Here is a 26,317-nt window from a genome sequence, read left to right as displayed (position 1 = left end):
ATGCCCTCTTTCTTGCATCTGAGCAGTTGAGGGCATTGATGCAACTTAGGTTGTGGCGCAAGGATCATACGCGTATGACTCGACTCGTAATGTCGACTCAACAGTGGGTTATACGAGTATCACCATGTAGGACTTATTGAGGTGGCGCATGGCTCAATTTATTGACCGAAGGCTGAATGGCAAGAATAAAAGCACTGTTAATCGACAGCGCTTTATTCGCCGACATAAGCAAAAAATTAAAGAAGCCGTTTCTGATGCGGTAAATCGTCGCTCGATTACGGATACCGATAACGGCGAGGATATTACCCTCCCTAAAAGTGACATTACCGAACCTGCCTTTCATCAAGGTCAAGGTGGGCATCGCGAACGTGTTCATCCAGGTAACGATCAATTTATCCGCGGTGACAAGATAGAACGCCCTCCAGGTGGCGGTGGTCAAGGGGGCTCTGGTGACGGAGACGCTAGCCCCGACGGCGAAGGCCAAGATGAATTTATATTCCAGATATCAAAAGACGAGTATCTAGACATTCTGTTCGAAGATCTCGCGCTTCCAAACCTTAAGAAAAACCAAGTTAACCGCATCACTGAATGGAAAACCCATCGAGCGGGTTACCAAACAGCAGGCATTCCTTCCAACATAGCCGTCGTTCGCTCGCTACAACAATCTCTGGCTCGACGCACTGCAATGTCTGCAGGTAAGAAGCGTAAACTCCGTGAGTTAGAAGATGAACTGACTTCCCTAAAAAGTTGCGAGCCAGCAAAACCACTGCAAGAAAAAAGCATTAAGGAAGAGATAGAAGAGATCCGCGCTCAAATGAGACGTGTGCCCTTTATTGACACCTTCGACCTGCGCTTCAAAAACTATGAAAAACGCCCTATTCCATCCAGCCAGGCGGTAATGTTCTGCTTAATGGATGTATCCGGCTCAATGGATCAAGCCACCAAGGACATTGCTAAGCGCTTTTATGTCCTCTTGTATATGTTCCTTAATCGCACCTATGAGAACGTAGAAGTGGTGTTTATACGTCATCATACTCAGGCCAAAGAGGTGGATGAGCACGAGTTTTTCTATTCGCAAGAAACCGGTGGAACCATTGTCTCCAGTGCGTTGAAACTGATGGATGAGATTGTCAAAGAACGCTACCCCACCAATCAGTGGAATATCTACGCGGCACAAGCCTCCGATGGCGATAACTGGGCTGATGATTCTCCAAGGTGTAAGAAGTTGCTCACTGAAGCCCTATTGCCCATTTGCCAGTACTACTCATACATAGAGATCACGCGCCGAAGTCATCAAACCTTGTGGCATGAGTACGAAAAGCTAGAGTCCCAGTTTGATAATTTTGCCATGAAAAATATCCGAGCGGTGGAAGATATCTTCCCTGTATTTAGGGAGCTGTTCCAGAAGGAACATAGCTAAGGGAATACGAGTAAGGATGCGCTATGACAGCAGAAGTTAAATCCAAAACATTGCCTGACGGTCCCGATTGGACCTTCAATTTGCTGGAAGAGTACCACCAGCAAATAAAGCGTGTAGCTAAACACTACAAGCTAGATACCTATCCCAATCAAATTGAGGTCATTACTGCCGAGCAGATGATGGATGCCTATTCCAGTATCGGCATGCCGATTAACTACCATCACTGGTCGTTTGGTAAGAAATTTATACAGACCGAACAAAACTACAAGCATGGTCAGATGGGGCTTGCCTACGAGATCGTCATCAACTCTGATCCCTGTATTGCCTACTTAATGGAAGAAAACACTGTCACTATGCAGGCTCTGGTTATGGCCCACGCAAGCTATGGCCACAACTCTTTTTTCAAGGGCAACTACCTATTCAAGACTTGGACTGACGCCAGTTCAATCATCGATTACCTTATTTTTGCTCGAAACTATATCAGCAACTGTGAAGAGAAATACGGCGTTGATGAGGTAGAAAAGCTACTCGACTCTTGTCACGCATTAATGAATTATGGTGTTGATAGGTATAAGCGCCCTGAGAAGATCTCCATCGCCGAAGAGACGATAAGGCAGCAAGAGCGCGAGCAGTATCTGCAATCACAGGTCAACGAACTGTGGAGGACCGTTCCAAAGTCCGCTGACAGCGCTGAGATTGAGAAGAAGCGCTTCCCCTCAGAGCCACAAGAAAACATCCTGTATTTTATTGAGAAGCACGCTCCCTTGTTAGAGTCATGGCAGCGTGAAATCGTGCGCATCGTGCGCAAGGTCAGCCAATACTTCTATCCGCAGAAGCAAACCCAAGTAATGAACGAAGGTTGGGCGACATTCTGGCACTACAGTATTCTCAATCACCTGTATGACGAAGGGTTGGTCTCCGATAAATTCATGTTGGAGTTCTTGCACAGCCATACCAGCGTTGTTGCCCAGCCAGCCTACAATAGCCAATACTTTAGTGGTATTAACCCTTATGCCTTAGGCTTTGCCATGTTCCAAGACATCCGTCGCATCTGTGAAGAGCCCACAGACGAAGACAGGGAGTGGTTCCCAGATTTAGCAGGCAGTGACTGGTTAGAGGCAGTGCATTTTGCGATGCAGAACTTCAAGGATGAGAGCTTTATTAGCCAGTATTTGTCTCCAAAGCTTATTCGCGAATTTAAGTTCTTTGCCATCAAAGACGATGATAGGAAGAACTATATCGAGATTGATGCCATCCACGATGAAATGGGTTACAAAGAAATCAGAGAAAAGCTAGCGGCTCAGTACAACCTAAGCAACCTGGAGCCCAATATTCAGGTATGGAATGTCGATGTGCGCGGTGATCGCTCTTTAACCTTGCAACACATCCCTCATCAACGCATTCCCCTAGACAAGAGCTACGACGATGTTCTCAAGCATCTGTATCGACTGTGGGGCTTTGATGTCATTCTAGAAGAGCTTAAAGAGTCCGGTCACAGAGACGTCCTCGCCTCCTGCCCAAAGCGCACTGATTATGGGAAGAGTATCTAGGAACTAGAAGCTACAAGCTACAAGCTACAAGCTACAAGCTACAAGCTACAAGCTACAAGCTACAAGATTATAGCTAGAAGCTAGAAGCTAGAAGCTAGAAGCTAGAAGCTAGAAATTATTACAACGCTAAAAACGAAAAAAGGAAACAGCTTGCTGTTTCCTTTTTCTATATTCAACAACAACCTAGCTTAACAGCGCTCTTACTGCTTCTAGGTCTTCTGGCGTATCGACACCCGGTGGTGGAGTTTGTTTGGCCAGAGCGACATGGATCTTTTCTCCGTACCAAAGCACTCGTAACTGCTCTAGGCTCTCTATCTTTTCAAGGGCTGAAGGTGCCCAGTTGATATATTTGCTGATAAAGCCAGCGCGATAAGCATAGATGCCAATGTGACGCATTAGGGGTTGGTTTAGCTGAGATTTATCATCAGCAAACTGGTCCCTGTCCCAAGGAATGGTTGCACGGCTAAAGTAGAGTGCATAGCCTTGGTTATCTGTCACCACCTTCACCGCATTAGGGTTGAAGGCTTCTTCTGCATCCTCAATAGCAACCCCAAGTGTCGCCATTGGCGCAGTAGAAGCAGCCAGATTATCTGCTACCTGAGCAATCACCACTGGTGGAATTAAGGGCTCGTCTCCTTGCACATTCACCACAATATGGTCCGGTGCAATTCCCATTTTTTCCACAACTTCCGCTAAGCGCTCAGTGCCCGATTCGTGGTCAGGTGAGGTCATGCAAACCGTACCACCAAACTCAGTCGCCACATCCGCGACACGCTGGTCGTCGGTGGCAATAATCACCTGTTCAGCACCGGCCTGAATCGCCTGTCGATACACGTGCTCGATCATTGGTTTTCCGCAGATATCCGCCAGTGGTTTGCCTGGCAAGCGCGTTGATTGATATCGAGCAGGAATGATGACGGTAAATGACATCTTAGCGTCCCTCGTCCATTGAAATTGAGCGAGCTTCAGGCTCAAGGAGTACAGGAATTCCCTCTTTGATTGGATAAGCAAGACGATCCAATTTACACACTAGCTCTTGCTTCTCCTTATCAAAAGTCAGCTTTCCTTTGCATACTGGGCATGCAACGATCTCTAACAATCTATGATCCATATTCCTTTAAAACCTCTTGAATTCTATTCATTATTTTATGGCGGTTATCATCACTAATCTGTGCTGATACAGGTAGATACCACCAATTATCATCTGCAAAGTCACGGCATTTAACCGCATCTTTTTCTGTCATTATTAGCTGATGGCCATCGGCAATTAACGGCGTAATATCCGCCTTTAGCAACGCCTTATGGTCAGCAAACCCTTTGGTCGTGATTACGTTGGCCTGCATTGACTCTAGGGTATCAAAGAACCGTGGAGGGTGGCCAATACCGGCTATAGCGGTAAGTGCTCCCAACTGATCAACAGACTTTTTCTCTCCAGTTACAAGATTTACCGCCAGTGACGGTTGCAACGTCATGCCAATTTCGTCAGGCTGAGCGTCTCCGCCATTGGTAATGCGAAAGTCCACCGTTTGGAGACGGCTCATCTTCTCTCTAAGGGGCCCTAGAGGAATCAAGTGCTCGTTACCAAACCGACGCTTACCGTCGATAACAATAAACTCTATATCACGCTGTAGGGCGTAATGTTGCAGTCCATCATCTGTAACCACAATATCCACGTCATTCTGTAGCAGGTGCTTAACCGCATTCGAGCGTACTGGGTCAACTACCACAATCGCCCCGGTGCGCTGAGCAATTAGCTTTGGCTCATCACCACAATGTTTGGTTGGTGTATCCTGACCTACTAGCAAGGGGTAGTTTGGAGCCTTGGCGCCATACCCTCTGGAAACCACACCGACAGTCAAGCCCTGAGCCTGCAAGCTTTCAACCAACCACACAACTACAGGTGTTTTGCCGTTGCCACCCGCTGTGATGTTTCCCACCACAACGACAGGAACAGGTGCACGGTAGCTAGGCTTCTTTCCTTGCAGATAATCACGCCTACGCCCTTGGCTAATCACCTTAAAAAGCTGACTTAAAGGCCACAAAAGTGGCCAAAACAACCATCGCATAGGGCTCGAGCTAAACCAGAGTAGATGTATCACTAACTAGTCACCGAACTGTATTTTATGCAACTGCGCATAGGCCTCGCCCTTGGCAATCAATTCAGCATGAGTACCGCGCTCAATAATCTCGCCGTCGTCCACCACCAATATCTCGTCTGCATTTTCGATCGTGGACAAACGGTGCGCAATCACGAGTACTGTTTTATCTTTCTGTAGTTCATCCAGTGCGGCCTGAATGGCTCTCTCTGACTCGGTATCAAGCGCGGAGGTTGCCTCATCTAGGATCAATACTGGAGCGTCACGCAGCAGCGCACGAGCTATAGCAACCCTTTGACGTTGACCACCGGATAAACTCGCACCATTTTCACCAATCATGGTATCTAGACCATCAGGCATATTTTGAGTGAATTCAGTTGCGTGAGCTAACTTAGCTGCATGCTCTATTTGCTCACGGGTGAATTCACCCTCAGCGGCATACGCTATGTTGTTGGCAATAGTATCGTTGAACAGGTGAACATTTTGCGAAACTAGACCAAATTGCTCTCGCAAATTTGTCAGTTTGTAGTCGTTAATGTTCTCACCATCAAGGCAAATCTCCCCGCCATCTACCTCATAAAAACGAGTAAATAAGTTAGCAATGGTACTCTTGCCAGAACCTGAGCGCCCCACTAGAGCGACGGTCTTACCTTGTGGAATAGTAAAATCAATGTGAGAGAGCGCTGGCCTATCTTTACCGTGATAAGTAAAGGTCACATCCTTAACCTCAACCACGCCCTTGGCACGCTTAATCTCTTTCTCGCCGGTATCTTTCTCAGTGTCTAAATCCATTAAAGTGAACAAGGTATGGGCTGCAGCCATACCGCGCTGGAACTCAGAAGTCACGTTAGTCAATGATTTTAGCGGTCGCATCATGCCAAACATAGCAGAGAAGATAACCGTAAATGCACCCGGAGTAAGGTCTGCTCTCACTTGCTCAAAACTTGCCAAATACAGCACTGTCACAAGAGCAAAGGAAGCAATCAACTGAACAATGGGGTTTGCAGCAGCTTGCGCTGTCACCATTTTCATCGTTTGTTGGCGCATTTTATTACTAACTTGATCAAAGCGACCACTTTCAACTTCTTGACCACCATAGCTCAAAACCACTTTATGGCCTTTAAGCATCTGCTCGGCGGAAGACGTTACCTGTCCCATTGCCGTTTGCATGTTCTTACTGATCTTACGAAAACGCTTTGAAACTACGCGAATAGCGAAGGCGACAACGGGCGCTACAACAAGAAGGACCAAAGAGAGCTGCCAGCTGTTCCAGAACATTAAGGTAAGCAAGCCGATAATGCTTGCGCCCTCTCTCACTAGGTTAACTAAGGCTTTACTGGTGGCGGCCGCAACCTGCTCACTGTCGTAGGTAATGCGAGACAGCAAACCACCGGTAGACTCTCTATCAAAGAAGGGAACAGGCATGTGCATGAAGTGGTTAAAGATAGCGCGTCGCATCAACATAACCACATTGCCTGACACCCAACTCAAGCAATAGGTGGATACGAATCCGGAGAGACCACGCACCACAATCATACCTAGGATGATCATAGGTAAGATTTTAAGGAAATTGGATTCTACATCGCCAAAGCCTTCATCAAGCAGTGGCTTTAATAGGGAAATCATGTAGGTATCTGCAGCCGCATTGATAATCAGGGCGAACGCTGCAACGAAGAGTCCTAGCTTGTATAAACGAATGTATTTCCACAGGCGTTTAAAGGTTTTCCACGTAGACTCATCTTCAAGTTGTGTCATAAGAATTGCTTTATTTTTTATTCAGTTAATAGTTATTCTACTCCCTTCCGCAAAATCTGCCTATACCAAGCAGCAGTTTGTGGGTTGCGCAGAGTCATAACCTTCACCTCATCACTCAAAAAACGTACAGATACCTGCCCATCGGTACCCGTATTCAGCCATCGAGACCCAGATTGGCGATATCTATCCACCACTATTTGGTTAGGAAGCGACCAACGCCCCTGCTTCGACGTGGAGGCTATGGCGATATTTGCATCAACTTTATCGACCAATACCTGAGTTGAAGAGGTACTGCTGCCGTGATGAGGCACGATAATCACGTCAGATTGAGCAACGGCATCAACCAATTGATACTCTGAAATTGCATCAATATCTCCGGTCAATAACACCGAATGAGTCCCATCAGAGATCCGCATGACGCACGAGTGAGGGTTATAGGCTCTAGATACGGTCTTCGGAGGCCAAACTATTTCAAACTGCAATCCTTGCCACCACCAGAACTGCCCTTGCATGCAAGGTAGTGTCTTGATGTCTTGTTGCGGAGTAAAAACATACCTAGGTAAAAAGCGCGCAATAAGGTAGTTCATGCCACCTTGATGGTCATTGTCCCAATGGCTAATAAAAAGAGCATCAATGCCAGTACCGCGCTGCACAATTACCGGCTCTACGACCATCTGCGCTATGCTGCCCTCATCCCACCCCGCTCCCGTATCATAGAGAATGGTGCGCTCATCTGACTCTATCAGCACGGCTAAACCATGACCGACATCCAGTACATCAAGGCGCCATTTCGTATCATTGTTTTCTAACCCAACCATCGCGACACATAGTCCACCAATACATAGCATGAAAACCAGCCAGCGCTTTCTTACGCAGATGAGAGCGAATAACAAGACTAACCCCAAAATTTGCATCTGTGAGGCTTGAAACCATAGGTTCGAATAGGCCTGTGTCTTCGAAATTAGGTCTGCCAGCAGACTCAAACCCATATCGGACAATTGAAACAAGCCAAAACCTAATGACTCAGATACGGGATTTAACAAGATACCGGCAAGCAATAGCGGAACCACAAACAGTGAAACCAGAGGAATAGCGATGGCATTGAACAAGATAGAGAGCCAAGCAACCCCGCCCAACAACCAAGCCGATATGGGCGCTAGTCCTAAACTGAGATAGAGCTGAATTCGAAACCAGGTGTACAGTTTCTTGATGTATATCTTGCTCTGTTTCTTTTCTGCTTTGCCAACTCGCGGTTCGGGGTTTTGCTTTTCGAGACGGCTTTGATTTGGCCCAATAGCCAGAAAAATAATAATGACGGCTCCAACGCTGAGCCAAAGACTGGAAGTTACCGCTGACATGGGTGACAGGGTTAGCACTATTGCCAGGGTCAGCCACAATATTCGCCAGCGACTTAGGCGAATCCCAAGAAACAGGGCTGTAGCGGCAATGAGGCACATCACCAAGGCGCGTTGGGTGGGTAAGCTAAACCCAGCAAGCCACGCATAAAGGGTTGCCATGCCCACAGCAGACAAAACAGGTAGCCAAAGCCAAGTGGGGATAACAATGCGTAAGATATGCCCTATCCACCAGCCCACCATATAGGCGAGCCCTATATGTAATCCAGAAATTGCAATCAAGTGGGCAATTCCGGTTCGTTTTAGGTGACTCCATTGCTGATTCTCAATAAGAGAGCGTTCCCCAAACAGCAGAGCTAAGATTAATGGTCGAGATTCCAATTGCGCCGTTTGCAGGTAAACCTCGTTATACCAGCGGCCTCTTAGGTCTGCCTTCTCAATCCGCTGAAGTAATTTATGCACCCTAGCTTGAGCTATGACTCGCTGCCCAAAATAAAAGCGCTCAGCATCAAAGCCTGCTTCATTGAGCAGGCCGTAAATGGGCTTTATCTCAGCCTCTACACGCCACGTCTCCCCTAGTTTTATATTTTGCGCCAAATCTAAGGGGACTTTAAGCAACAGCAAGCCAGAATAGTTGGCATCACAACCATGAATTTGATCTAGGTTAACTACCGAATTTGAAAAATAAAGATTTGATCTAAATGTGCTGTGCAACTCAACATTTATGGTAATATTCTCAGCGCAATCGAATAAGGTGTTGACGTCTCTTACAAAAACATGACTCTGTACTAGACTAACCACTGATGCCAACGAGACCCCGAGTGCTATCCTTAGTACTTTAAATCGGCAACAGAGCAACACTATGGCAAGTATCGGAACAAGCCACCTCAAATCAGGAAGAGTGTGCCAATACATTGCTGCGACAATCGTCGCTGAGAATGAAATAAGATTCCAGTTACCTAGTAAGAGAGCCATATTCCCTCATGCCTAGAAAATTTATTCAACGCTTCATGCCGGACCATGAACTGATTAAACGTCAAAAAGCGCTTAGAATATTTGGAAATGTTCTCTACAACCCAAACTTGTGGGTTTTGAATCGACGCTCCGCATCAGGAGCCTTTGCTGTCGGCCTTTTCATGTGTTTTGTTCCCCTTCCTAGCCAAATGATTATGGCAGCAGGGCTTGCAATCATGTTTGGCGTCAACCTGCCGCTCTCGGTAGCCTTGGTATGGATCAGTAACCCTGTCACCATGCCAATTATGTTCTATCTGGCCTATAAGCTTGGTGCTTGGGTAATGCACCTGCCTGCACAGGCGTTTCATTTTGAATTATCTTGGGACTACTTAGTCTCTCAGATGTCCACTATCGGACCACCGTTCCTGCTTGGCTGTGCCATCTGTGCGGTCATCTTCTCTGCAATGGGCTACTTCGGTATTCGTGCGCTATGGCGATATTCCGTGGTGCGCAGCTGGCAAAAGCGAAAACTGAAACTCAAGCTAAACCCTTTTGCCAAGAAAGACACAAACTAACTCTCACAACAAAGCCCCAGCACAAAAATCCTAGACACAAAAAAAGCGTTGCTCACTGAGCAACGCTTTTTTAATTCTTTATTCATACCAATTGGTAAGAGTGCTATTTGGCGCTCAGCACCGTCGCGGGGTTCAATTTGCTTGCCTTACTTGCTGGGAACCAAGTCGCTACCAAGCTCAAAAGAATTGCTGTCCCGGAGACAATCAACACATCCATTGGGTTAACTTCGGACGGCAGGAAGTTTACAAAATACACGTCACCCGATAAGAACTTGTGCCCAATGATCTTCTCAACCAGTTGGATCAGTGTAGTCAGGTTTAGCGCCACCAGTAACCCGAGCACACTCCCTGCTACCGCCCCCATAACCCCTGACAACACGCCTTGCCACATGAAAATAGCCTTAATCAAAGAGTCTTGAGCCCCCATAGTGCGCAAGATAGCCACTTCCGCAGAGCGATCTTTCACAGCCATCATCAAGGTAGAAACGATGTTGAAGCAAGCAACCCCAATGACCAATACCATAACCAAATACATGATGGTGCGAACCATCTGAATATCTCGATGAATGTAGCCAAACTCTTGCTTCCAGCTATTGATATACACATAAACTGGCAGGCTACTGCCTAGCGTTCTCATCAAGTCTGGAGCATCAAATACGCTGGTCGTCTTCACTGAAATACCACTCACGGTATCACCAAGGCCAAGATAAGACTGAGCATCTTCAAGTGGAACCATCGCTAAGGCATGATCCAGTTGTCCGCCGAGCGAGAAAATGCCACTGACTTTTAGGCGAACACGTTTTGGTGCTTGTGTTCGACCGTTTTTCGATGCCACAGGGATCATGAGAGAAATGCCATCACCGACGTCAACGCCTAGCTGATCAGCAACGCCTTTGCCCAACACCACCTGATTTGATCCCGGAGCAAAGTTTTGCCAAGCATCCCCCTGCACAAACTGAGATAGGCTAGATACTTCACTTTCCAGTGCCGCATTTACGCCCTTCACTTGGATTGCTTTAAGATGTGTACCACGCTCCGCCAATGCAGTGAACTTCACAAAAGGCGCAGCAGCGACCGCCTGCGGTTGCTTGTTGATATGTTCTACCAGCTGAGGCCAATCTTGAATTGGTTTGTTCACCGCGGAAAAGTCGCCATGGGGAACAACCGATAACACTCTATTCTCTAGCTCTCTTTCAAAGCCGTTCATCGCAGATAGGCCGATAATGATCACCGCAACCCCCACCATGATCCCCAAGGTGGATGAAAGGGAAATAAAGGACACCATCTTGTTCCGCTGCTTGGCCCGACTGAAGCGCCCACCAATAAACAGTGATAAAGAGTTGATCACTGGGCAACCTCTTCTTCAACTTGAACCAAAAGGCCGTCTTGCATATGCATTTGTCTGTCCATCTTAGAGGCCAGTTCACCATCATGAGTCACCACTAAAAAGGCTGTGCCTGATTTCTGGTTCAGCTCTCGCATCAAGTCATAGATACCTAGAGCAGTAGTGTGGTCTAGGTTACCTGTAGGCTCATCGGCTAACACCAAAGAGGGTTTATTCACCAAAGCTCTCGCGATAGCCACACGCTGACGCTCTCCGCCAGACAGTTCTGACGGGCGATGCTCCAAACGATGCTCTAAACCAACGCGAGTTAGCAATTCCCTCGCCGCTTGCTTAGCTTTAGCTGGCTTTTCACCGCCAATCAACAGAGGCATTGCCACGTTTTCTACCGCAGAGAAATCTGCTAATAGATGATGGAATTGATACACAAAGCCTAAGTGTTGGTTGCGCAGTTTCGCTTGCTGGTTACTTGAGAGTGCGCCTAAATCTTGCCCGTTAAATTGCACGTCTCCCACCGTCGCATCATCCAATGCGCCCAATATATGCAGTAGGGTACTCTTGCCCGAGCCTGAGCTTCCGATAATTGAGACCAGCTCGCCGTGTCCCACCGTAAAGCTCACACCTCTAAGCACTTGCGTATCAACGCTGCCCTCGGTGTAGGTTTTCTTTAGGTTCTGACACTCTAGTAAATTACTCATATCTTAACGCCTCAGCGGGTTTAACGGATGCAGCTCGGTAGGAAGGGTAAAGGGTTGCCACTATGCTCAAACACACAGCTAATCCAACCACTAGGAGTACTTGACCGTACTCAATTAACACAGGCAGTTGTCCACCATAGGCATAAAGGGATGCCCCCATGGCTTGCAGTATTAAATTCAAATTATTTGACAGCAGAACGCCGAGCAAGCCACCAAACACAGCGCCAACCACGCCACTGCTTGCGCCCTGCACCACAAACAAGGCCATCACTTGTTGCTTGGTCATTCCTTGTGTTTTTAGAATGGCCACTTCAGATTGCTTCTCCATAACCACCATAATCAGCGCAGAGATAATGTTAAATGCTGCCACACCCACGATAAGACCCAGCATAAGGCCCATCATGTTTTTCTCCATCTTAACCGCCTGAAATAGCTCGCCCCGTTGTGCGCGCCAATCTTGCCAAGCCCAGCCCTCTTCCAGTGGCATTGCTGCGAGAGTGCTTACGGCAAAGGGATCATCAAGATAGAGCCTCCAACCCGAAACCTGCTCTTTATTCATTCGTAATAAGCGACCGGCATCTTCAATATTGGTCACCATAAGCTGAGCGTCCACATCGGAGCCTGTGTTAAATATGCCCGATACGGTAAAGTTTCTCTGGCTAGGAATGCGCCCAAGGGGAGAATATTGACTGGCACTGGTAACCATAAGGCGCACTTTATCGCCTTGATTTACCTTTAGCTTACGCGCCAGGGTATGACCTATGATGATTCGGTATTTTCCTTGCTGCAAAGAGTCCACACTTCCCGACAGCATAAATTGACGCAAAGGCTCATCTGCATCTCCCTCAATACCGATCAATTGACCGGCAGTAAGCTGTGCGGGGCTTTGTAATACCGCTTCACTCGATACAATCGGAACGCTTTCGATAACATGAGGAAGAGAGGTAATAAATTGCGGGGGCTGTTCGGTCAGTGGGGTTTTTCCGGACACATCACCCACGATAGCTTGAGGCAGCACTCCAAGAATACGTCCCTTAAGCTGGCTTTCAAAACCGTTCATCACAGACATTACGGTGACGAGAGACAACACACCTATGGTGATGCCTGCGGTAGACATGTAGGAAACAAATCGACTAAATCGATCTCCCGAACGTCCTCTGAGATAACGCAGGCCAATATAAAGCGAAACGGGTCGAAACATAACCAACCGAAAAATGAGTACAATGCCCTTAATGTAACCACTAATCGCCTTTTCGAGTAGTGTTTGCCCCTGTTTTTATTTGGAAACTTCCACAAAAAGCCAATAATTGAGCAATCACATCAACTATCCGCCAATTTTGACCACTTATTGATAGATAAACCCGTCTGGGTTTACGATAATCAGATACATTACATGCTGATCAATTTATCTTGGAAACTCACACTCTTATGGATAACCACTCGCTTTTTGCTCTACCGATTGCGTCCACCGCTGGCGATAGAAAACAGCTAGGCAACCTACAAGGTGCGTCATTAGCTATCGCTGTAGCTCAGTTGAACAAACAACACCAAGGACCAACGCTGTTAATCGTGAGTGACCCGCAGACAGCACTAAAATTGCAGATGGAATTGGAGCAATTTAGCTCTGCGCCTGTTTCCTTGTTCCCGGATTGGGAAACACTGCCCTATGACAGTTTTTCTCCTCACCAAGATATTATTTCCGACCGCATTTCTACCCTGTACCAACTGCCGACCCTTGACCATGGCATCATCATTGTTCCCATTAGCACTCTATTGCAGAGGCAGTCTCCAAGAGAGTTTCTCCTACAGCACACCTTGATGGTGAAAGCGGGCGACCTCTTCTCTCTAGATAAGCTCAGGATGCAACTTGAAAAGTCAGGCTATCGAAACGTTGACCAAGTATTTGGTCCCGGTGAATACGCCAGTCGTGGTTCTATCTTAGACCTGTTCCCTATGGGAAGCTCTGACCCGTATCGCGTTGACTTTTTCGACGACGAGATCGACACCATTCGCACCTTTGATCCTGAGAATCAGCGCTCTATTGCCGATATCGATGAGATTAGACTGTTACCTGCCCATGAATTTCCCACCAATGAAGAGGCCATTGAAGACTTCCGTATTCGTTGGAGACAAAAGTTCGATGCAAGACGCGAGCCCGAGTCGGTTTATATGCAAGTGTCAAAGGGCACTTGGCCCGCAGGGATTGAGTACTGGCAACCACTGTTTTTTGAGAACACAGAAACCCTGTTCGACTATCTGCCACAAAACACCTTACTGCTCTCTGTAGGTGAAATAGAACCGGCAATAGATACATTCCTTACCGACGTTGATTATCGTTTTGATCAGCGACGTGTAGATCCGCTGCGTCCACTGCTAGAACCCACAGAGCTTTGGATGAAGAAGGACGAGCTATTTGCCGCTATTAAGCAATGGCCACAGGTTAAGCTCAATAAAGAGAGCACTGATACCAAAGCAGGTCGCTTCAACCTAGACATAGAGCCGCTACCGGCGCTTGCCGCAGCTCCGCAAACCAAAGAGCCAATGTCGGCTCTGCGTCAGTTCAGCGAAGGCTATACCGGCAAGATAGTTTTTTCTGTTGAGTCTGAAGGCCGTCGCGAGGCTTTGTTAGAGCTACTAAGCCCTGTCAAGATTGCGCCAAAAGCGGTGCCTAGTCTTGAAGATGCCCTTTCTGGTAATGATAAGTTCACTCTCGTCCTTGGCGCCTCAGAGCATGGCTTCATTCATGAAGGCCCTGATTTTGCGCTGATTTGTGAGAGTGATTTACTTGGCGATCGCGTGATTCAAAGGCGCAAAAAAGATAAACGAGCGGTCAATAGCGATACGGTTATCCGCCACCTAGCCGAGCTTAAACCCGGCCAGCCAGTTGTGCATTTAGACCATGGTATTGGTCGCTATCTTGGTCTGCAAACCCTAGAGGCTGGTGGCATCAAAACCGAATACGTGACTCTTGAGTACCTGAACGAATCCAAGCTGTATGTTCCGGTTTCTTCACTCAATCTCATTAGCCGTTACTCTGGTGGCGCAGAAGATACCGCGCCACTGCACAAACTTGGCAGTGAATCATGGGGTAAGGCTCGCCGTAAAGCGGCAGAGCGAGTGCGCGATGTGGCTGCTGAACTTCTGGATGTGTACGCCAAGCGTGAACTTAAACCGGGCTATAAGTTTCAGTTAGATAGAGAGCAATACGCCCAATTTAAGGCGGGTTTCCCATTTGAAGAAACCGATGACCAAGCTCAAGCTATCAACTCCGTTCTCTCAGATATGTGCCAAGCCAAAGCCATGGACAGATTGGTGTGTGGTGATGTTGGCTTTGGTAAAACGGAAGTCGCCATGCGCGCCGCGTTCGTGTCCACCGATAATGCCAAGCAAGTGGCGGTACTTGTGCCAACTACCCTGCTCGCTCAGCAGCATTTTGAAAACTTTCGAGACCGCTTTGCCAACCTGCCGGTTCGTGTAGAGGTATTATCCCGATTCAAGAGTGCCAAAGAGCAGAAACAAATTCTGGCTGATGTGGCTGAAGGTAAGGTCGATATTATTGTTGGCACTCACAAACTCCTGCAAGATGACATCAAGTTTGCCGATCTTGGTTTATTAATTGTCGATGAAGAGCACAGATTTGGCGTAAGACAAAAAGAGAAGATGAAGGCGATGCGTGCTGATGTCGATATCCTAACGCTGACCGCGACCCCAATACCGCGAACGCTGAATATGGCAATGAGTGGCATGCGCGACCTCTCTATCATCGCCACACCACCAGCTCGCCGCTTAGCAATCAAAACCTTTGTTCGTCAAAGTGACGACGCCATAGTTCGCGAAGCCGTTTTGCGTGAGATCATGCGCGGTGGCCAAGTGTATTTCTTGCACAATCAAGTGGACACCATCCATAAGGTAGCGCAAGACCTTGAAAAGCTAATACCCGAGGCCCGCATTACTACCGCACACGGTCAGATGCGAGAGCGCGAACTGGAATCGGTAATGAACGATTTCTACCACCAGCGCTTTAACCTATTGGTGTGTACCACCATCATTGAAACCGGTATTGATGTACCAACGGCCAATACCATCATCATGAATCGTGCAGACAATCTAGGTTTAGCCCAGCTTCACCAATTACGCGGACGTGTGGGTCGCTCGCACCACCAAGCCTATGCTTACTTGCTTACCCCGCACCCTAAAGCCGTCACTAAGGATGCAGCCAAGCGTCTTGAGGCCATTGCCTCTCTTGAGGACTTGGGCGCAGGCTTCACCCTTGCTACGCACGACCTTGAAATACGTGGCGCTGGCGAATTGTTGGGTGATGAGCAAAGTGGCCAGATCCACTCTATTGGCTTCACCTTGTATATGGAGATGCTAGAGCAAGCGGTTGAAGCATTGAAAGAAGGTAAAGAGCCATCACTGGACGACCTACTGCGTGAGCAAACCGAGGTAGAACTGCGATTGCCCGCATTATTACCGGATGACTATATCCCAGATATAAATACTCGCCTGTCGCTTTATAAACGTATTGCCAGCGTGGCTAACGATAACCAACTTACCGAGATGAAGGTCGAACTCATAGACCGCTTCGGCCCACTTCCAGATGCCACGAAGAACCTGCTACAAGTCTCTGAGATAAAACTTGCAGCGGCGGCCATTAAGGTAGACAAAGTCGAAGCTCATGAGAAAGGGGGCTACATCGAGTTCTATCCGGACGCTGACATAAACCCGATGTATTTGGTTAAGCTATTGCAGTCACAACCCAACAAGTTTGCAATGGACGGGCCGACTAAGATTAAATTTATGCAAAGCTTGGTCGACCGCAGAGATCGCGTCTCTTACGTTAAGCAATTAATCGAAGATTTTGCACAAAATAGAGTGGCGTAAAGACTTGGCAGTCATAGCAATAAAATGAGATCTGCTATACTGCCTAAAACTAGGGTAAACTTCCCTTTCGTGACGACTTTACTCACAATTGATTTTAGTATGAAGATAAGAATAATCTCATAGTATTCATAAAGATAAACGGCCTTTTGACAAGCCATGGAGCCAGAATGAAAAAAATTATTCCTCTATTGATGATGCTGCTGCTGATTCCTACACTCGCACAAGCACAACAGAGAGAATTTGACATTGAAGTCCTGATATTCAAGCGTTCGATCGACCCTGAAAAAACCCCTGAATCATGGCCAAATGAGCTAACTCAGATCAACATGGAAGGGGTAGAACCGTTCAACAATCACGCTTATCGTAAAAAGAAGGGAGCACAGATGCTTTCTTACGATAACTACAAGCTTCTTAAAGAGCGAGACGTGCTGAAAGAACACGCAGGCTTTGAGGTGTTACTACATACCGCATGGCGTCAAGGGGATCAAGGTCGAGCAAGCGCGCCTAAGTTCCATATCCAGGCAGGTAAAGACTACTCTAAAACCTTTAACGCTGATGGCTCAAAGATTGGCTCTCAAAGCAGTGACGCGGGTATGGGCGACGATATCCAAGAGAAAACCATTGCTCAGCCTCTGTATGAACTAGACGGCGCGATTCAGGTTTATGTTCAGCACTACCTATTTGTAGAAACAGAATTAGATCTTCGCGAACCGGGTGTTCGCAGCGTTACCTTTACTGAGAAAGCACCGGATGAGCTTAAGGACAGCGAAAACTTTGCTGTGTTAGCAGATACCGAAGCCGAAAACAGCAATGTGCAGGCGGGTAATCTACAGGAAGTCTCTCCTGAAAAAGTGGAAGAGCAGTTCTTGAAGAGCTACCGTATGGAACAAAAGCGTCGTATGCGCAGTAGCGAAACGCACTACCTAGATCACCCTCTTATGGGCATGATTATTCAGGTACGAAGAGTTGAAGATTGATACCAATCGATATTAAAAAAGGGGAGTTGGCTAAGCCAACTCCCCTTTTTTGCATTTATGCGTTAACTAACGATTAGTGCAACTTCAGGTTTGGACGTAGCGCTCGGTTAATGCGCCCTACCAACATCATCAAGCCTGTTTTAAACATGCCGTGCAGCGCCATTTGGTGCATACGATATAGAGAGATGTACACTACGCGAGCAATGCGACCCTCAACCATCATAGAACCCTTGGTTAGGTTACCCATCAAGCTACCTACGGTAGAGAAGCGGCTCAGTGATACCAATGAACCATGGTCTTTGTATTCGTAAGCCGAAAGCGCCTTGTTGTTCATCATCGCTAAGATATTGCGGAATGCATGGCTAGACATCTGGTGAGCCGCCTGCGCACGAGGTGGCACAAACTTACCGTCTTTTTGCGTGCACTGAGCAAGGTCGCCAATAACGAAGATATTATCATCGCGAGTCGTTTGCAGCGTATCTTTAACCACTAGCTGGTTAATACGGTTTGTTTCTAGGCCTGCGATATCTTTAATAAAGTCAGGAGCCTTGATACCGGCAGCCCATACCATGATCTGTGCCGGGATCTTTTCGCCATCTTTGGTTGTCAGGCCAGATTCATCAGCCAGTGTCACCATAGTTGCCGTACGAACGTTCACACCGAGCTTAGTCAGCTCTTGGTGAGCCGATTGAGAGATACGTGGAGGTAGAGCAGGCAAGATACGCTCACCCGCTTCTACAAGGCTTACGTTTAGCTTACTTGAATCCAGGTCGCCGAAGCCATAGTTACGCAGCTCTTTCACCGCGTTGTGCAGCTCAGCTGAAAGCTCAACGCCGGTAGCGCCTGCGCCAACGATGGCAATATCAACCTGTCCTTGTCCTGATTGTGCGTGAAGCTTAAGGAACTGATTGTTCATCTCTTCACGGAAACGGTGCGCCTGCTCAGGGCTGTCTAGGAAGATACAGTTGTCACGTACGCCTGGAGTATTGAAATCGTTTGAGGTTGAGCCAATCGCCATTACTAGGTAGTCGAACTCAATTTCACGTTTAGGGATCAATAGTTCGCCGTTGGCATCTTTTAGTTCTTCAAGAATGATCACCTTACGTTCACGATCGATGTCGCAAAGGCTGCCCATTTGGAAGTCGAAGCCATGGTTCTTGGCGTGAGCACGGTAGCTTAGAGCATCCACACCCGCATCCAGAGAGCCTGTTGCTACTTCGTGTAGCAGAGGTTTCCAAAGGTGACTCGCTTTACGGTCAACTAAGGTCACACTGGTGTTTTCGTTGCGTCTAAACTTGTGACCCATTTTGGTCGCTAGTTCTAATCCACCAGCGCCGCCGCCTACAATAATGATTCGTGTCATTTCAACACTCCTTGATACAAATGATAATTTTTGATTTCAGGCCCGCTTATGCGTACCTGTGAGAATTTGATTGAGTATCAGTAGACACTGTTGTTCACGTTAAGTTTTATAGGGCGATTCTATTCTCGCCTCTCAATTTTTTTTGATCTAAATCAATTTATTTTTAATCGCATTATATCCAAATCGACTAACTGAGCAACCAACAATCTGCAAATAACCCCAATTACTGTAATGAAATTGAGATTATCTTGCTCAAAAGAGCGCGAATTACACACGATCTGGATAAAAAAAGACCTGCATAAGCAGGCCTTGTTGATATGTTCATGCAATTGATAATCGTCGTCCTCGGATATCATTGGCTTGTTAGGCTTTTACCTCTAAGCATTCTTAAATGCTTTAATGGTTTGCAGATGCTGAGAGATCTTCTTGAACTTGTGTGTCTCATGCTCATCCCAAATAATCTGGTAGTAATCTTCCAGCGCATCAGCCGTCACTGTGTTGTCATGAATCTCATCATGCTTCGACAGTATCACCATGCAGCGCTCTTTGTTTTTGATTCGATACTGCTCTACACACTTAGTCGCAATATCATCGTATTCTTCTGGGCGGTCAATTCGGCCTTGCATGGTGCGCTCAGGATGCAAATTAGGATTAAATATCACCTGCTTAATACCGCACAAGAAGCCAAGACGCTCTGACCAATACCCACCTAAGCCTACACCGCAGATAATCGGATTCTTATCCTTTGATGACTCAATGGCTTTGTGTACTTCTTTTAGAAGGTGCGCCATATCATGCTTAGGATGCAACGTACTGTAGTTGATAAAACGTACGTCTTCGTCGATAAACTGAAGTTGCAGTACCTTCTCGTGGTTACCTGGGCTAGTTGAATCAAAGCCGTGAAGATAGATAATCATGGAGCCTTCCTTGTAAATGCTGACAGCCAGTGGTTGAGAAATTATGTCTGCCGAAAATAGTCACTACTCATTTAAATCTAACACGTATTCAGCCAATAAGAAGTTATCGAAGAGAAATTGTTGCCGTCATTTCTTGAGCCACATCAAGTATTGAAGAAATTATTGATAACCACAAACCGAGCCGTGAAAAATAAAAAAGGCCAGCAAATTGCTGGCCTCTAACGTTTTGACTAAATTACAGTCCGAACAAGCTCTTAGACTGTTGTTTACGAATCTCAGTTTCGTCAGCCCACTCTATCAAGCCGGTTTCTAGATCCATCAAACGCATCGTCATCTTGTAGTACACATCTTTGTCACTACCCGCATCTTTTACAATACTTGATAGGTTGCCGTACAGCATGTACTGCGCACCCACCATCTTACCGAATTGTATGGCGCTGCTTTGATCGACAAGCTCATCATTGTTCTGGAAGTTAAGCTGCTTACGCACAGACTCAACACGGTCCATATCCACGAAGCGGAACTTACCCGAGTTCAGCATTTTAGTGCTGACAGAATCGGTAATAGATTCGGTATCAATGTGTTCACTGGTTTTGTTTTTAATACGCTCTACAAACACAATCGGACGCTGATCTTTAGTAATCGCTGCTACTGAACCTGAGTTGAGCATGCTATCTACCATTTCACCTGCAATCTTTTGCAGATCCGTAGACCCAAAATCAACCGTAGTGGTTTCTACAGCTTGCGCGTCACCATAGTTTACCTTGTTTGAACAGCCACCAAGAATGACAGCTAGGCCTAATAACGCAACTACACTTTTTTTCATCTTATTTCCTTAGTTGTCCGACTCTCGGATTTGCACTCTAAACTGAGTCCCTTCCGGATGGATTGAAACTTCAGAGAAGGTTCGAGTTTCGAAACCTCTCACTACATCTTGTCTCCAAGCAGAAGGCTTGGTATTTACTTCTAGCCCATTGTCGTCATACCAATAAAAGCGATATTGGATACGTAAATCAGCCTTATAAGTGCTGCTCACCGTCACTATGCCTCTAGTGCGGTCTTCTTTTTCTACCGTCGCAATATCATCAACGACAAGGCGACTGCCCAAGACGTTATCGCCAAAGAGTACCTTTTGACTCTTTCCATCCACTCTCAAGCCTGCGGTGTTTTGAGAACAGCCTGCCAATGCTACAAGAGCCACGAACAGTAGCGCCAGTTTTTTCATTATTGTATCGCTCCCAATTGTTTGTGCCATATTGTCACGTTACTACCCTGTCTTGATAGCCATACTAAGGTAGTCTCACCTTCTCGTACAGAAAACTCATGGCTCTTCCCTGCCACAGTTAACTGGTGCGTTCCTACTTCTAGTGTAGCACCTGAACTGTACACCTCTGCAGGCAGCGATTGCCAACTGCGAGTGTCTGGCTGTTCGGTTAGGGTATTAAAAACGTTGAACAAAGCGTTGCCCACATCATTACCGCTTGCGGTCTCTTTACGCAACCGGTCTTTTGTTACTGTGCGTAATACCTGACGCACTAAAATCTTTGGCATCTGCTCTGTTAGCTGATTGCTGGCCATGAGATTAACATCGACCAATTCGTCGCCAACAAGCCCTTTACCGTCCAGCTGTAACGCACCAAATCGTTGACCTGCATTATTATTGTAATACGGCAAAGCAACCGAATAGAAACCAACATCGCCACGACTATCTCTAACAGGAATCGTGATTCGCCAATCATCCATCGCCTTAACCACCCCTCGCTCATCGAGGATGATCACGCGTCCCTCGCCTTTAGGTAAGGGTTGATAAGGGCCATATTGTTTAGTGAGAAGCTCTAAGTCTTGTCGCATACCCAATAGGGTTGCCACTCTAAGCGCTCCGTCTATAACTTGTCTGTTATCAGGCGCTACGGCGAGCGCACGGCGATAGTCGACATAGGCACTGTTAGGGTCGCCTTGCGTCTCATAAAGCAACGCTGACAGATACAACAAATAGCCATTTTGAACCGCTTTTAGCTTATCACCCGCATCTGGATAACGAGACAATACGCTCCCCAAGTTCGGGCTCAAGCCACTTTTCTTCAAATCAGCTTCCGCTGACTTAAGATCAGACTCTCTTTGCTGCTTCGCACGCTCTTGCACTTGATTGGCACGGCGCATCTCGACCAACGCCCCTTCAAGACTGTTAATCTGGATGTAATTTAACCCCAGATATAAGTGCAAAAAACCCAGTTCATAGTCGGCAGGCTCATAATTGGTGATATTGTCATTGACCGCCAAGGCGCCAACACTCGTTGCCGTATCGCTAACAGAAATCAGTGCTTGATCTTGCCATTCACGTACCGCTCTATCACTTAACTCAAAAGATGCTTTACTGGCAGGATAAGTGGAGGCTAAGAAATTAACGCGCCCTTTTTCCATATTATCCAGAATGTCGCCAGCGCGATAATCAGGAAGCTTTTCCTGCGCCGTTACATAGTCACCGGCTTGCAGTGCTTGATGAACTGATTTGTTTTGAGCGGTGTAGTGACTGAACAAGTTACCGGCAGAAAGAGAAGAGCAGGCAGTAATCACTGCGCTGCTCATTACAATCAAACAAAATCGTATCGATTTATTCACTGGCTGCATTAACTAACCAACATTGGTCCTAATGGCTTGCCACCGACAAGGTGCATATGGATATGATAAACCTCTTGGCCGCCAAAAGAGTTGCAGTTCACAATAAGGCGATAGCCATCTTCTGCAATACCTTCTTCTTTTGCGATTTTTGCTGCAACAGTAAACATACGGCCTAATGCACGTTCGTCTTCTTCAGTCGCGTCGTTTACGGTTGGGATAACATGATTTGGCACAATCAAAATGTGCGAAGGCGCTCGCGGATTAATGTCGCGAAAAGCAGTAACCAAGTCGTCTTGGTATGTCAGCTCGGTTTGTATCTCTTGACGTATGATTTTACTAAAAATAGTTTCTTCAGCCATGGTATTTCTCTAGCCCGTTCCTTAGTTTTATCAAGATTGTATCATTACCTAGATAAAAGCAAACTTCCTAAGGCGTAAAATAATAAAGGAGTACCTTTTCAAAATTGGAAACTAAGATTAGTGTAAGCAATTGTAATTTTTAGACATCCTCGCTATCTATAGAGATAAGATGTCGGTTGCATTCGTTCCGACGAATCTTATAACAATTAAAAGAAGGACCCCTTATGCCAATTCAAATTGGTATTATCGACAAAGACCCGATCAGACTGGTCACCCCTTTACTCGATGATAGAGCCTCAAGTCGTCATACGATCTTTATAGGCGATTCCTCTCAAAAACCTATGTTCGATAAACTGAGCATTGTACTTGGTATGCGCGGCATTAAGAGTGAGTTTTTTGAAATCCCCAACGTCTCCAACACTGCCATCATTAAAAAAGAGATCACCCTGTTGGCTGAGCGCTTAAAGCTCACGGGTGAAGAAATCAAACTTAACGCAAGCTGCGGACTTCGCCACCGTTTACTCTCAGTCTATGAAGTCGTGCGCAGCTACAGATGGCCTATTTTTGTGGTTGAGCCCAACACCGATAGCCTAAGTTGGTTGTACCCCGATGGGCTACAAGACGCACAGGTACAAGACCATATTACCATTGCTGATTACCTGACTATCTTCGGTGCTCAATCTGAGTTCCCAGATCCTAATGATGCTATCCAAATTGACGATACGCTGCTTAAGATCTGTGAAAAGTGGGCAAGTAACGCCCTGGAGCTTGGCCCTGGTCTTGCCACACTGAATTTCTTAGCCACCACCTGCCGCAAAGAGCAAAAGCTTGATGTGGCGCTATCTGAAAAGCAGCAAGGTTATCGCGAGCTTAATATCCTGCTTCAAGATTTAGTGGATTCTGAACTAGCCGCATACAGCAACGGTGTTCTAACCTTCCGCTCCGAGCAAGCAAGGCGCTTCTCTAACGGTGAATGGTTAGAGTCTTATGTGCATACTCAGGTAAAATCTGTACAGCAAGAATTGACCACTATCCAAGACTGTTCTTTGAATGTTCAAGTAACGCGTAAGATTGGCGAAAAAGAGGTTCGCAATGAATTGGATGTCGCCACTGTTGTGAACAACAAACTGCATATCATTGAGTGTAAGACCAAGGGTATGCGTGATGATGGTGACGATACGCTCTACAAGCTCGAATCCCTGCGTGATCTGCTTGGTGGATTACAAGCGAGAGCAATGCTCGTTAGCTTCAGACCGCTGCGCTATAACGACATTACCCGAGCGATGGATCTAGGGCTGGGTTTGATTGGCCCTGAAGAGCTGAAAGATTTGAGAAGCCATTTGCGAGAATGGTTAATTAAAGCAGGTGGAACCGACCTGATCTAATCCCTCAAAAAGTAAAAGGCCTGAGTTCGATATTCTACCGAAGTCAGGCCTTTTTTAATCAATTAAGCTTCAGATTAAGACTCAAGTACACGTCTTGCCGCTTCCACTACAGTGCGAATGGATAGCCCTTCAATCTCTTTCATCTTCGATTGATCAGGGATCTCTTGCTGCGTTCGATTGATAATAACCCCGGCAACACAACCCGCTCGAAGTCCTGAACTTGCACACATAGTCAGTAAGGTCGCAGACTCCATCTCAAAGTTTAACACCCCCATGTCCTGCCATTCTTGCATCGACCCTTGGAATCGCTTAACTACGCGACCGCTAAAGGTGTCGTAGCGTTCCTGACCTGGGTAGAAGGTATCACTCGATGCTGTTACGCCCGTATGCACAGTGGCTTTCTCACTAAGTGCCGCTTCCTTCATCGCCAGAGCGATATTGAAATCGGCTACCGCAGGAAACTCCATTGGAGCGAAATGTAAGCTAGCACCGTCTAGACGCACAGAACCTGTGGTGACAATCATATCCCCCACATTCACATGTGGCTGAATGGCGCCCGTTGTTCCCACTCTCAAAAATGTATCTACGCCAAGCTGAGCCAACTCTTCTACTGCAATAGAGGTGGATGGTCCGCCGATACCCGTAGAGCACACCACTACTTTTTTACCCGCAAGATCAGCCAGATAGACAGTGTATTCCCGATGACTGGCGAGAAACACTGGGTTGTCCATACATTCAGCGATACGCTTCACACGGTCCGGATCACCCGGAATAATGGCCAGTGTTGCGCCCTGCAGATCAGTTTTATTTACACCCAAGTGAAACACGTTTTGTTCAGTTGTCATCACAATACCCTTCTAATGTGGTCATTATTTAGCGACTACTCTAGACAATATAATCACGACCAATTGTGAGCATGGTCACGATTTTCAATTACCTTGTTGGAGTGGTTTCAAGGTTAAACGGTTGCTATCACATTCTAGAATAACAAAAGCCTAATCTCGCGCTCCAAAACGAAAAAAGCCTCGAATAATCGAGGCTTAACTGAAATACACAAAACATTTTAACGATTAGATTGGGTTTTTAAAGCACAAGTCAATAGATGCACCTACCGCCTTAAGCACGTCACTGCGTGAAATAATACCCACCAGTTTTCCATTATCAATCACTGGGTACACCTTAGGTTTACCTACTTGCATCATCGACGCTAAATCTATGATCGAGGTTTCAGGGGTGACTGAAAGCACGTCTTTGTACATACAGTCGCTGACAATATGCGTATCTTGGCAGTGATAACTCACCTTGATCAACTTATCGAGTAAGTCTTGCTCCGATAAGAATCCCACTACCTCTTCTTGTTCATTAATTACCGGCCCGCCCACATGCGCGGAGTGTAAAACTTTTTCCAGTGCTGCAGACAATGACATACCTGGGGTAAATGTAACTGCTTGATGGTTCATATAATCTTTAACTTTTAATGACTGCATTCTGGACTCCTTCCACACAACGTCACTCTACCTGTTAAGTGTCGACCAAATTTGAGAATTTACTAAATTGTTTTTACCTATTTCAGTAATAACCTCTGTCTTTCATCAAACTCTGAAGATAAATGAGTGCTTCAAAAGGCACTTTGGTGCCGTACATCTCAATGTGGTTACAAAAGCGAAATCTGTTATTCTTATACGCTGTTTTCTAGGGCCCTATATCATGTTGAACCAAATATTTTCTTCCGCTAAAAAGTGGCTTTCAGAGGTCAGTGAGTTTCAATCTAGGGTTTGGGTTGTCCACGTTAAAGAAAGCCGCTTTAGGGACGAGTCCTTTGTCATATGTGAGGACAACTTTAAGGAAGACCTAGAATGGATGAAACGCAGAGACTACACGCAAGAGATGCTTGAAACCGTTGAGAAAATGAAGCCGTCACAAGTTCGTGTTTTTAAGTTTTCACATGCTGAGCACCAACTGATGAGAGTAAAATAACCTCTCTCGCATAATTGCTTAAAGCTATTTCACAAACTCACTGTTTTTTAACGAGAAATGGTCTAATTTTAATGGAACACAAGGATTTGGT

At 46.5% G+C, this 26,317-nt stretch carries 23 protein-coding genes; 7 read left to right on the top strand and 16 right to left on the bottom strand.

Features of this window, described 5'->3' with window-relative positions; all coding sequences use genetic code 11:
• Window positions 1–148: 148 nt before the first annotated feature.
• Both A6E01_RS05050 and A6E01_RS05045 read left to right on the top strand, forming a co-directional pair.
• Window positions 149–1,420 carry a YeaH/YhbH family protein gene (locus A6E01_RS05050; RefSeq protein WP_017030375.1) on the top strand — a complete coding sequence of 424 codons (1,272 nt, stop codon included), beginning with the start codon at window positions 149–151 and terminating at the stop codon, window positions 1,418–1,420.
• 23 nt (window positions 1,421–1,443) lie between these two features.
• Complete coding sequence (locus tag A6E01_RS05045; RefSeq protein WP_065209719.1) at window positions 1,444–2,970, top strand: SpoVR family protein; 1,527 nt, start codon at window positions 1,444–1,446, stop codon at window positions 2,968–2,970.
• 183 nt (window positions 2,971–3,153) lie between these two features.
• On the opposite strand, the gene kdsB is transcribed toward A6E01_RS05045, so the two are convergent.
• From kdsB to A6E01_RS05020, 5 genes are read right to left on the bottom strand one after another with little or no spacing between them, the layout of a single operon-like run.
• The gene (gene kdsB, locus A6E01_RS05040) at window positions 3,154–3,900 is read right to left on the bottom strand and encodes a 3-deoxy-manno-octulosonate cytidylyltransferase (RefSeq protein WP_065209718.1); all 747 of its coding nucleotides are present in this window, start codon (window positions 3,898–3,900) and stop codon (window positions 3,154–3,156) included.
• Window position 3,901: 1 nt separating this feature from the next.
• Window positions 3,902–4,081 carry a Trm112 family protein gene (locus tag A6E01_RS05035; RefSeq protein ID WP_017029737.1) on the bottom strand — a complete coding sequence of 60 codons (180 nt, stop codon included), beginning with the start codon at window positions 4,079–4,081 and terminating at the stop codon, window positions 3,902–3,904.
• The gene (gene lpxK / locus A6E01_RS05030) at window positions 4,071–5,069 is read right to left on the bottom strand and encodes a tetraacyldisaccharide 4'-kinase (RefSeq protein WP_026012922.1); all 999 of its coding nucleotides are present in this window, start codon (window positions 5,067–5,069) and stop codon (window positions 4,071–4,073) included. The genes A6E01_RS05035 and lpxK overlap by 11 nt, the downstream gene beginning before the upstream one ends.
• 3 nt (window positions 5,070–5,072) lie before the next feature.
• Window positions 5,073–6,821: a lipid A ABC transporter ATP-binding protein/permease MsbA gene (gene msbA / locus A6E01_RS05025; protein WP_065209717.1), complete on the bottom strand. Its 1,749-nt coding sequence runs from the start codon at window positions 6,819–6,821 to the stop codon at window positions 5,073–5,075.
• 32 nt (window positions 6,822–6,853) lie between these two features.
• Complete coding sequence (locus tag A6E01_RS05020; protein ID WP_237334499.1) at window positions 6,854–9,151, bottom strand: DNA internalization-related competence protein ComEC/Rec2; 2,298 nt, start codon at window positions 9,149–9,151, stop codon at window positions 6,854–6,856.
• Between the two features lie 8 nt (window positions 9,152–9,159).
• Between A6E01_RS05020 and A6E01_RS05015 the strand changes: the two genes are divergently transcribed.
• Window positions 9,160–9,705, top strand: coding sequence for a DUF2062 domain-containing protein (locus tag A6E01_RS05015; protein ID WP_017243895.1), 546 nt, complete (start codon window positions 9,160–9,162; stop codon window positions 9,703–9,705).
• A 103-nt stretch (window positions 9,706–9,808) separates the two neighbouring features.
• On the opposite strand, the gene lolE is transcribed toward A6E01_RS05015, so the two are convergent.
• Genes lolE through lolC form a run of 3 tightly spaced genes read right to left on the bottom strand, consistent with a single transcriptional unit; the run spans window position 9,809 to window position 12,946 of the window.
• Window positions 9,809–11,053, bottom strand: a complete 1,245-nt coding sequence (lolE, locus tag A6E01_RS05010; RefSeq protein ID WP_017030890.1) for a lipoprotein-releasing ABC transporter permease subunit LolE — start codon at window positions 11,051–11,053, stop codon at window positions 9,809–9,811.
• The gene (gene lolD / locus A6E01_RS05005; protein ID WP_017029731.1) at window positions 11,050–11,745 is read right to left on the bottom strand and encodes a lipoprotein-releasing ABC transporter ATP-binding protein LolD; all 696 of its coding nucleotides are present in this window, start codon (window positions 11,743–11,745) and stop codon (window positions 11,050–11,052) included. The genes lolE and lolD overlap by 4 nt, the downstream gene beginning before the upstream one ends.
• A complete protein-coding gene (gene lolC, locus A6E01_RS05000) occupies window positions 11,738–12,946 on the bottom strand; it encodes a lipoprotein-releasing ABC transporter permease subunit LolC (RefSeq protein WP_026012923.1) in 1,209 nt (402 codons plus the stop codon). Before lolC ends, lolD begins: the two co-directional genes overlap by 8 nt.
• A gap of 227 nt (window positions 12,947–13,173) precedes the next feature.
• Between lolC and mfd the strand changes: the two genes are divergently transcribed.
• Both mfd and A6E01_RS04990 read left to right on the top strand, forming a co-directional pair.
• Window positions 13,174–16,629 carry a transcription-repair coupling factor gene (mfd, locus tag A6E01_RS04995; protein WP_065209716.1) on the top strand — a complete coding sequence of 1,152 codons (3,456 nt, stop codon included), beginning with the start codon at window positions 13,174–13,176 and terminating at the stop codon, window positions 16,627–16,629.
• A gap of 167 nt (window positions 16,630–16,796) precedes the next feature.
• Window positions 16,797–17,606 carry a peptidoglycan binding protein CsiV gene (locus tag A6E01_RS04990; RefSeq protein WP_065209715.1) on the top strand — a complete coding sequence of 270 codons (810 nt, stop codon included), beginning with the start codon at window positions 16,797–16,799 and terminating at the stop codon, window positions 17,604–17,606.
• A gap of 73 nt (window positions 17,607–17,679) precedes the next feature.
• Here A6E01_RS04990 and A6E01_RS04985 read toward each other — a convergent pair whose 3' ends face one another.
• The 6 genes from A6E01_RS04985 to hinT form a co-directional block, all read right to left on the bottom strand.
• Complete coding sequence (locus tag A6E01_RS04985) at window positions 17,680–18,969, bottom strand: NAD(P)/FAD-dependent oxidoreductase (protein WP_065209714.1); 1,290 nt, start codon at window positions 18,967–18,969, stop codon at window positions 17,680–17,682.
• 377 nt (window positions 18,970–19,346) lie between these two features.
• Window positions 19,347–19,886 (bottom strand): alpha/beta hydrolase YcfP, encoded by a 540-nt coding sequence (ycfP, locus tag A6E01_RS04980; protein WP_017029725.1) that lies wholly within the window; start codon window positions 19,884–19,886, stop codon window positions 19,347–19,349.
• Between the two features lie 235 nt (window positions 19,887–20,121).
• Window positions 20,122–20,712, bottom strand: a complete 591-nt coding sequence (lpoB, locus tag A6E01_RS04975) for a penicillin-binding protein activator LpoB (protein ID WP_017029724.1) — start codon at window positions 20,710–20,712, stop codon at window positions 20,122–20,124.
• Window positions 20,713–20,721: 9 nt separating this feature from the next.
• A complete protein-coding gene (locus tag A6E01_RS04970) occupies window positions 20,722–21,111 on the bottom strand; it encodes a YcfL family putative periplasmic lipoprotein (RefSeq protein WP_017029723.1) in 390 nt (129 codons plus the stop codon).
• Complete coding sequence (locus A6E01_RS04965) at window positions 21,111–22,472, bottom strand: COG3014 family protein (protein ID WP_170875133.1); 1,362 nt, start codon at window positions 22,470–22,472, stop codon at window positions 21,111–21,113. The genes A6E01_RS04970 and A6E01_RS04965 overlap by 1 nt, the downstream gene beginning before the upstream one ends.
• Before the next feature lie 41 nt (window positions 22,473–22,513).
• Entirely contained in the window at window positions 22,514–22,864 is a 351-nt protein-coding gene (gene hinT / locus A6E01_RS04960; RefSeq protein WP_017029721.1) for a purine nucleoside phosphoramidase, read from the bottom strand.
• Between the two features lie 224 nt (window positions 22,865–23,088).
• Here hinT and A6E01_RS04955 point away from each other — a divergent pair, with 224 nt between their 5' ends.
• Window positions 23,089–24,249, top strand: coding sequence for a Card1-like endonuclease domain-containing protein (locus tag A6E01_RS04955; protein ID WP_017029720.1), 1,161 nt, complete (start codon window positions 23,089–23,091; stop codon window positions 24,247–24,249).
• A 74-nt stretch (window positions 24,250–24,323) separates the two neighbouring features.
• On the opposite strand, the gene udp is transcribed toward A6E01_RS04955, so the two are convergent.
• Together udp and A6E01_RS04945 are read right to left on the bottom strand one after the other, a co-directional pair.
• Complete coding sequence (udp, locus tag A6E01_RS04950; protein WP_017029719.1) at window positions 24,324–25,094, bottom strand: uridine phosphorylase; 771 nt, start codon at window positions 25,092–25,094, stop codon at window positions 24,324–24,326.
• 225 nt (window positions 25,095–25,319) lie between these two features.
• Entirely contained in the window at window positions 25,320–25,736 is a 417-nt protein-coding gene (locus tag A6E01_RS04945) for a CBS domain-containing protein (protein WP_017029718.1), read from the bottom strand.
• 220 nt (window positions 25,737–25,956) lie between these two features.
• Here A6E01_RS04945 and A6E01_RS04940 point away from each other — a divergent pair, with 220 nt between their 5' ends.
• A complete protein-coding gene (locus tag A6E01_RS04940) occupies window positions 25,957–26,226 on the top strand; it encodes a hypothetical protein (protein WP_065209713.1) in 270 nt (89 codons plus the stop codon).
• Window positions 26,227–26,317: the final 91 nt, after the last annotated feature.

Source organism: Vibrio breoganii, from assembly GCF_001677275.1.
GTDB classification, from domain to species: Bacteria; Pseudomonadota; Gammaproteobacteria; order Enterobacterales; family Vibrionaceae; genus Vibrio; species Vibrio breoganii.
This window is presented reverse-complemented; position numbering and strand designations above follow the sequence as displayed.

What these genes read in the sequence shown, in the direction of transcription:
- A6E01_RS05050 (WP_017030375.1), top strand. Translation starts at nt 149, where the DNA reads ATGGCTCAATTTATTGACCGAAGGCTGAATGGCAAGAATAAAAGCACT.
- A6E01_RS05045 (WP_065209719.1), top strand. Translation starts at nt 1,444, where the DNA reads ATGACAGCAGAAGTTAAATCCAAAACATTGCCTGACGGTCCCGATTGG.
- kdsB (WP_065209718.1), bottom strand. Translation starts at nt 3,900, where the DNA reads ATGTCATTTACCGTCATCATTCCTGCTCGATATCAATCAACGCGCTTG.
- A6E01_RS05035 (WP_017029737.1), bottom strand. Translation starts at nt 4,081, where the DNA reads ATGGATCATAGATTGTTAGAGATCGTTGCATGCCCAGTATGCAAAGGA.
- msbA (WP_065209717.1), bottom strand. Translation starts at nt 6,821, where the DNA reads ATGACACAACTTGAAGATGAGTCTACGTGGAAAACCTTTAAACGCCTG.
- A6E01_RS05020 (WP_237334499.1), bottom strand. Translation starts at nt 9,151, where the DNA reads ATGGCTCTCTTACTAGGTAACTGGAATCTTATTTCATTCTCAGCGACG.
- A6E01_RS05015 (WP_017243895.1), top strand. Translation starts at nt 9,160, where the DNA reads ATGCCTAGAAAATTTATTCAACGCTTCATGCCGGACCATGAACTGATT.
- lolD (WP_017029731.1), bottom strand. Translation starts at nt 11,745, where the DNA reads ATGAGTAATTTACTAGAGTGTCAGAACCTAAAGAAAACCTACACCGAG.
- lolC (WP_026012923.1), bottom strand. Translation starts at nt 12,946, where the DNA reads ATGTTTCGACCCGTTTCGCTTTATATTGGCCTGCGTTATCTCAGAGGA.
- mfd (WP_065209716.1), top strand. Translation starts at nt 13,174, where the DNA reads ATGGATAACCACTCGCTTTTTGCTCTACCGATTGCGTCCACCGCTGGC.
- A6E01_RS04990 (WP_065209715.1), top strand. Translation starts at nt 16,797, where the DNA reads ATGAAAAAAATTATTCCTCTATTGATGATGCTGCTGCTGATTCCTACA.
- A6E01_RS04985 (WP_065209714.1), bottom strand. Translation starts at nt 18,969, where the DNA reads ATGACACGAATCATTATTGTAGGCGGCGGCGCTGGTGGATTAGAACTA.
- ycfP (WP_017029725.1), bottom strand. Translation starts at nt 19,886, where the DNA reads ATGATTATCTATCTTCACGGCTTTGATTCAACTAGCCCAGGTAACCAC.
- lpoB (WP_017029724.1), bottom strand. Translation starts at nt 20,712, where the DNA reads ATGAAAAAAAGTGTAGTTGCGTTATTAGGCCTAGCTGTCATTCTTGGT.
- A6E01_RS04970 (WP_017029723.1), bottom strand. Translation starts at nt 21,111, where the DNA reads ATGAAAAAACTGGCGCTACTGTTCGTGGCTCTTGTAGCATTGGCAGGC.
- A6E01_RS04965 (WP_170875133.1), bottom strand. Translation starts at nt 22,472, where the DNA reads ATGAGCAGCGCAGTGATTACTGCCTGCTCTTCTCTTTCTGCCGGTAAC.
- hinT (WP_017029721.1), bottom strand. Translation starts at nt 22,864, where the DNA reads ATGGCTGAAGAAACTATTTTTAGTAAAATCATACGTCAAGAGATACAA.
- A6E01_RS04955 (WP_017029720.1), top strand. Translation starts at nt 23,089, where the DNA reads ATGCCAATTCAAATTGGTATTATCGACAAAGACCCGATCAGACTGGTC.
- udp (WP_017029719.1), bottom strand. Translation starts at nt 25,094, where the DNA reads ATGACAACTGAACAAAACGTGTTTCACTTGGGTGTAAATAAAACTGAT.
- A6E01_RS04945 (WP_017029718.1), bottom strand. Translation starts at nt 25,736, where the DNA reads ATGCAGTCATTAAAAGTTAAAGATTATATGAACCATCAAGCAGTTACA.
- A6E01_RS04940 (WP_065209713.1), top strand. Translation starts at nt 25,957, where the DNA reads ATGTTGAACCAAATATTTTCTTCCGCTAAAAAGTGGCTTTCAGAGGTC.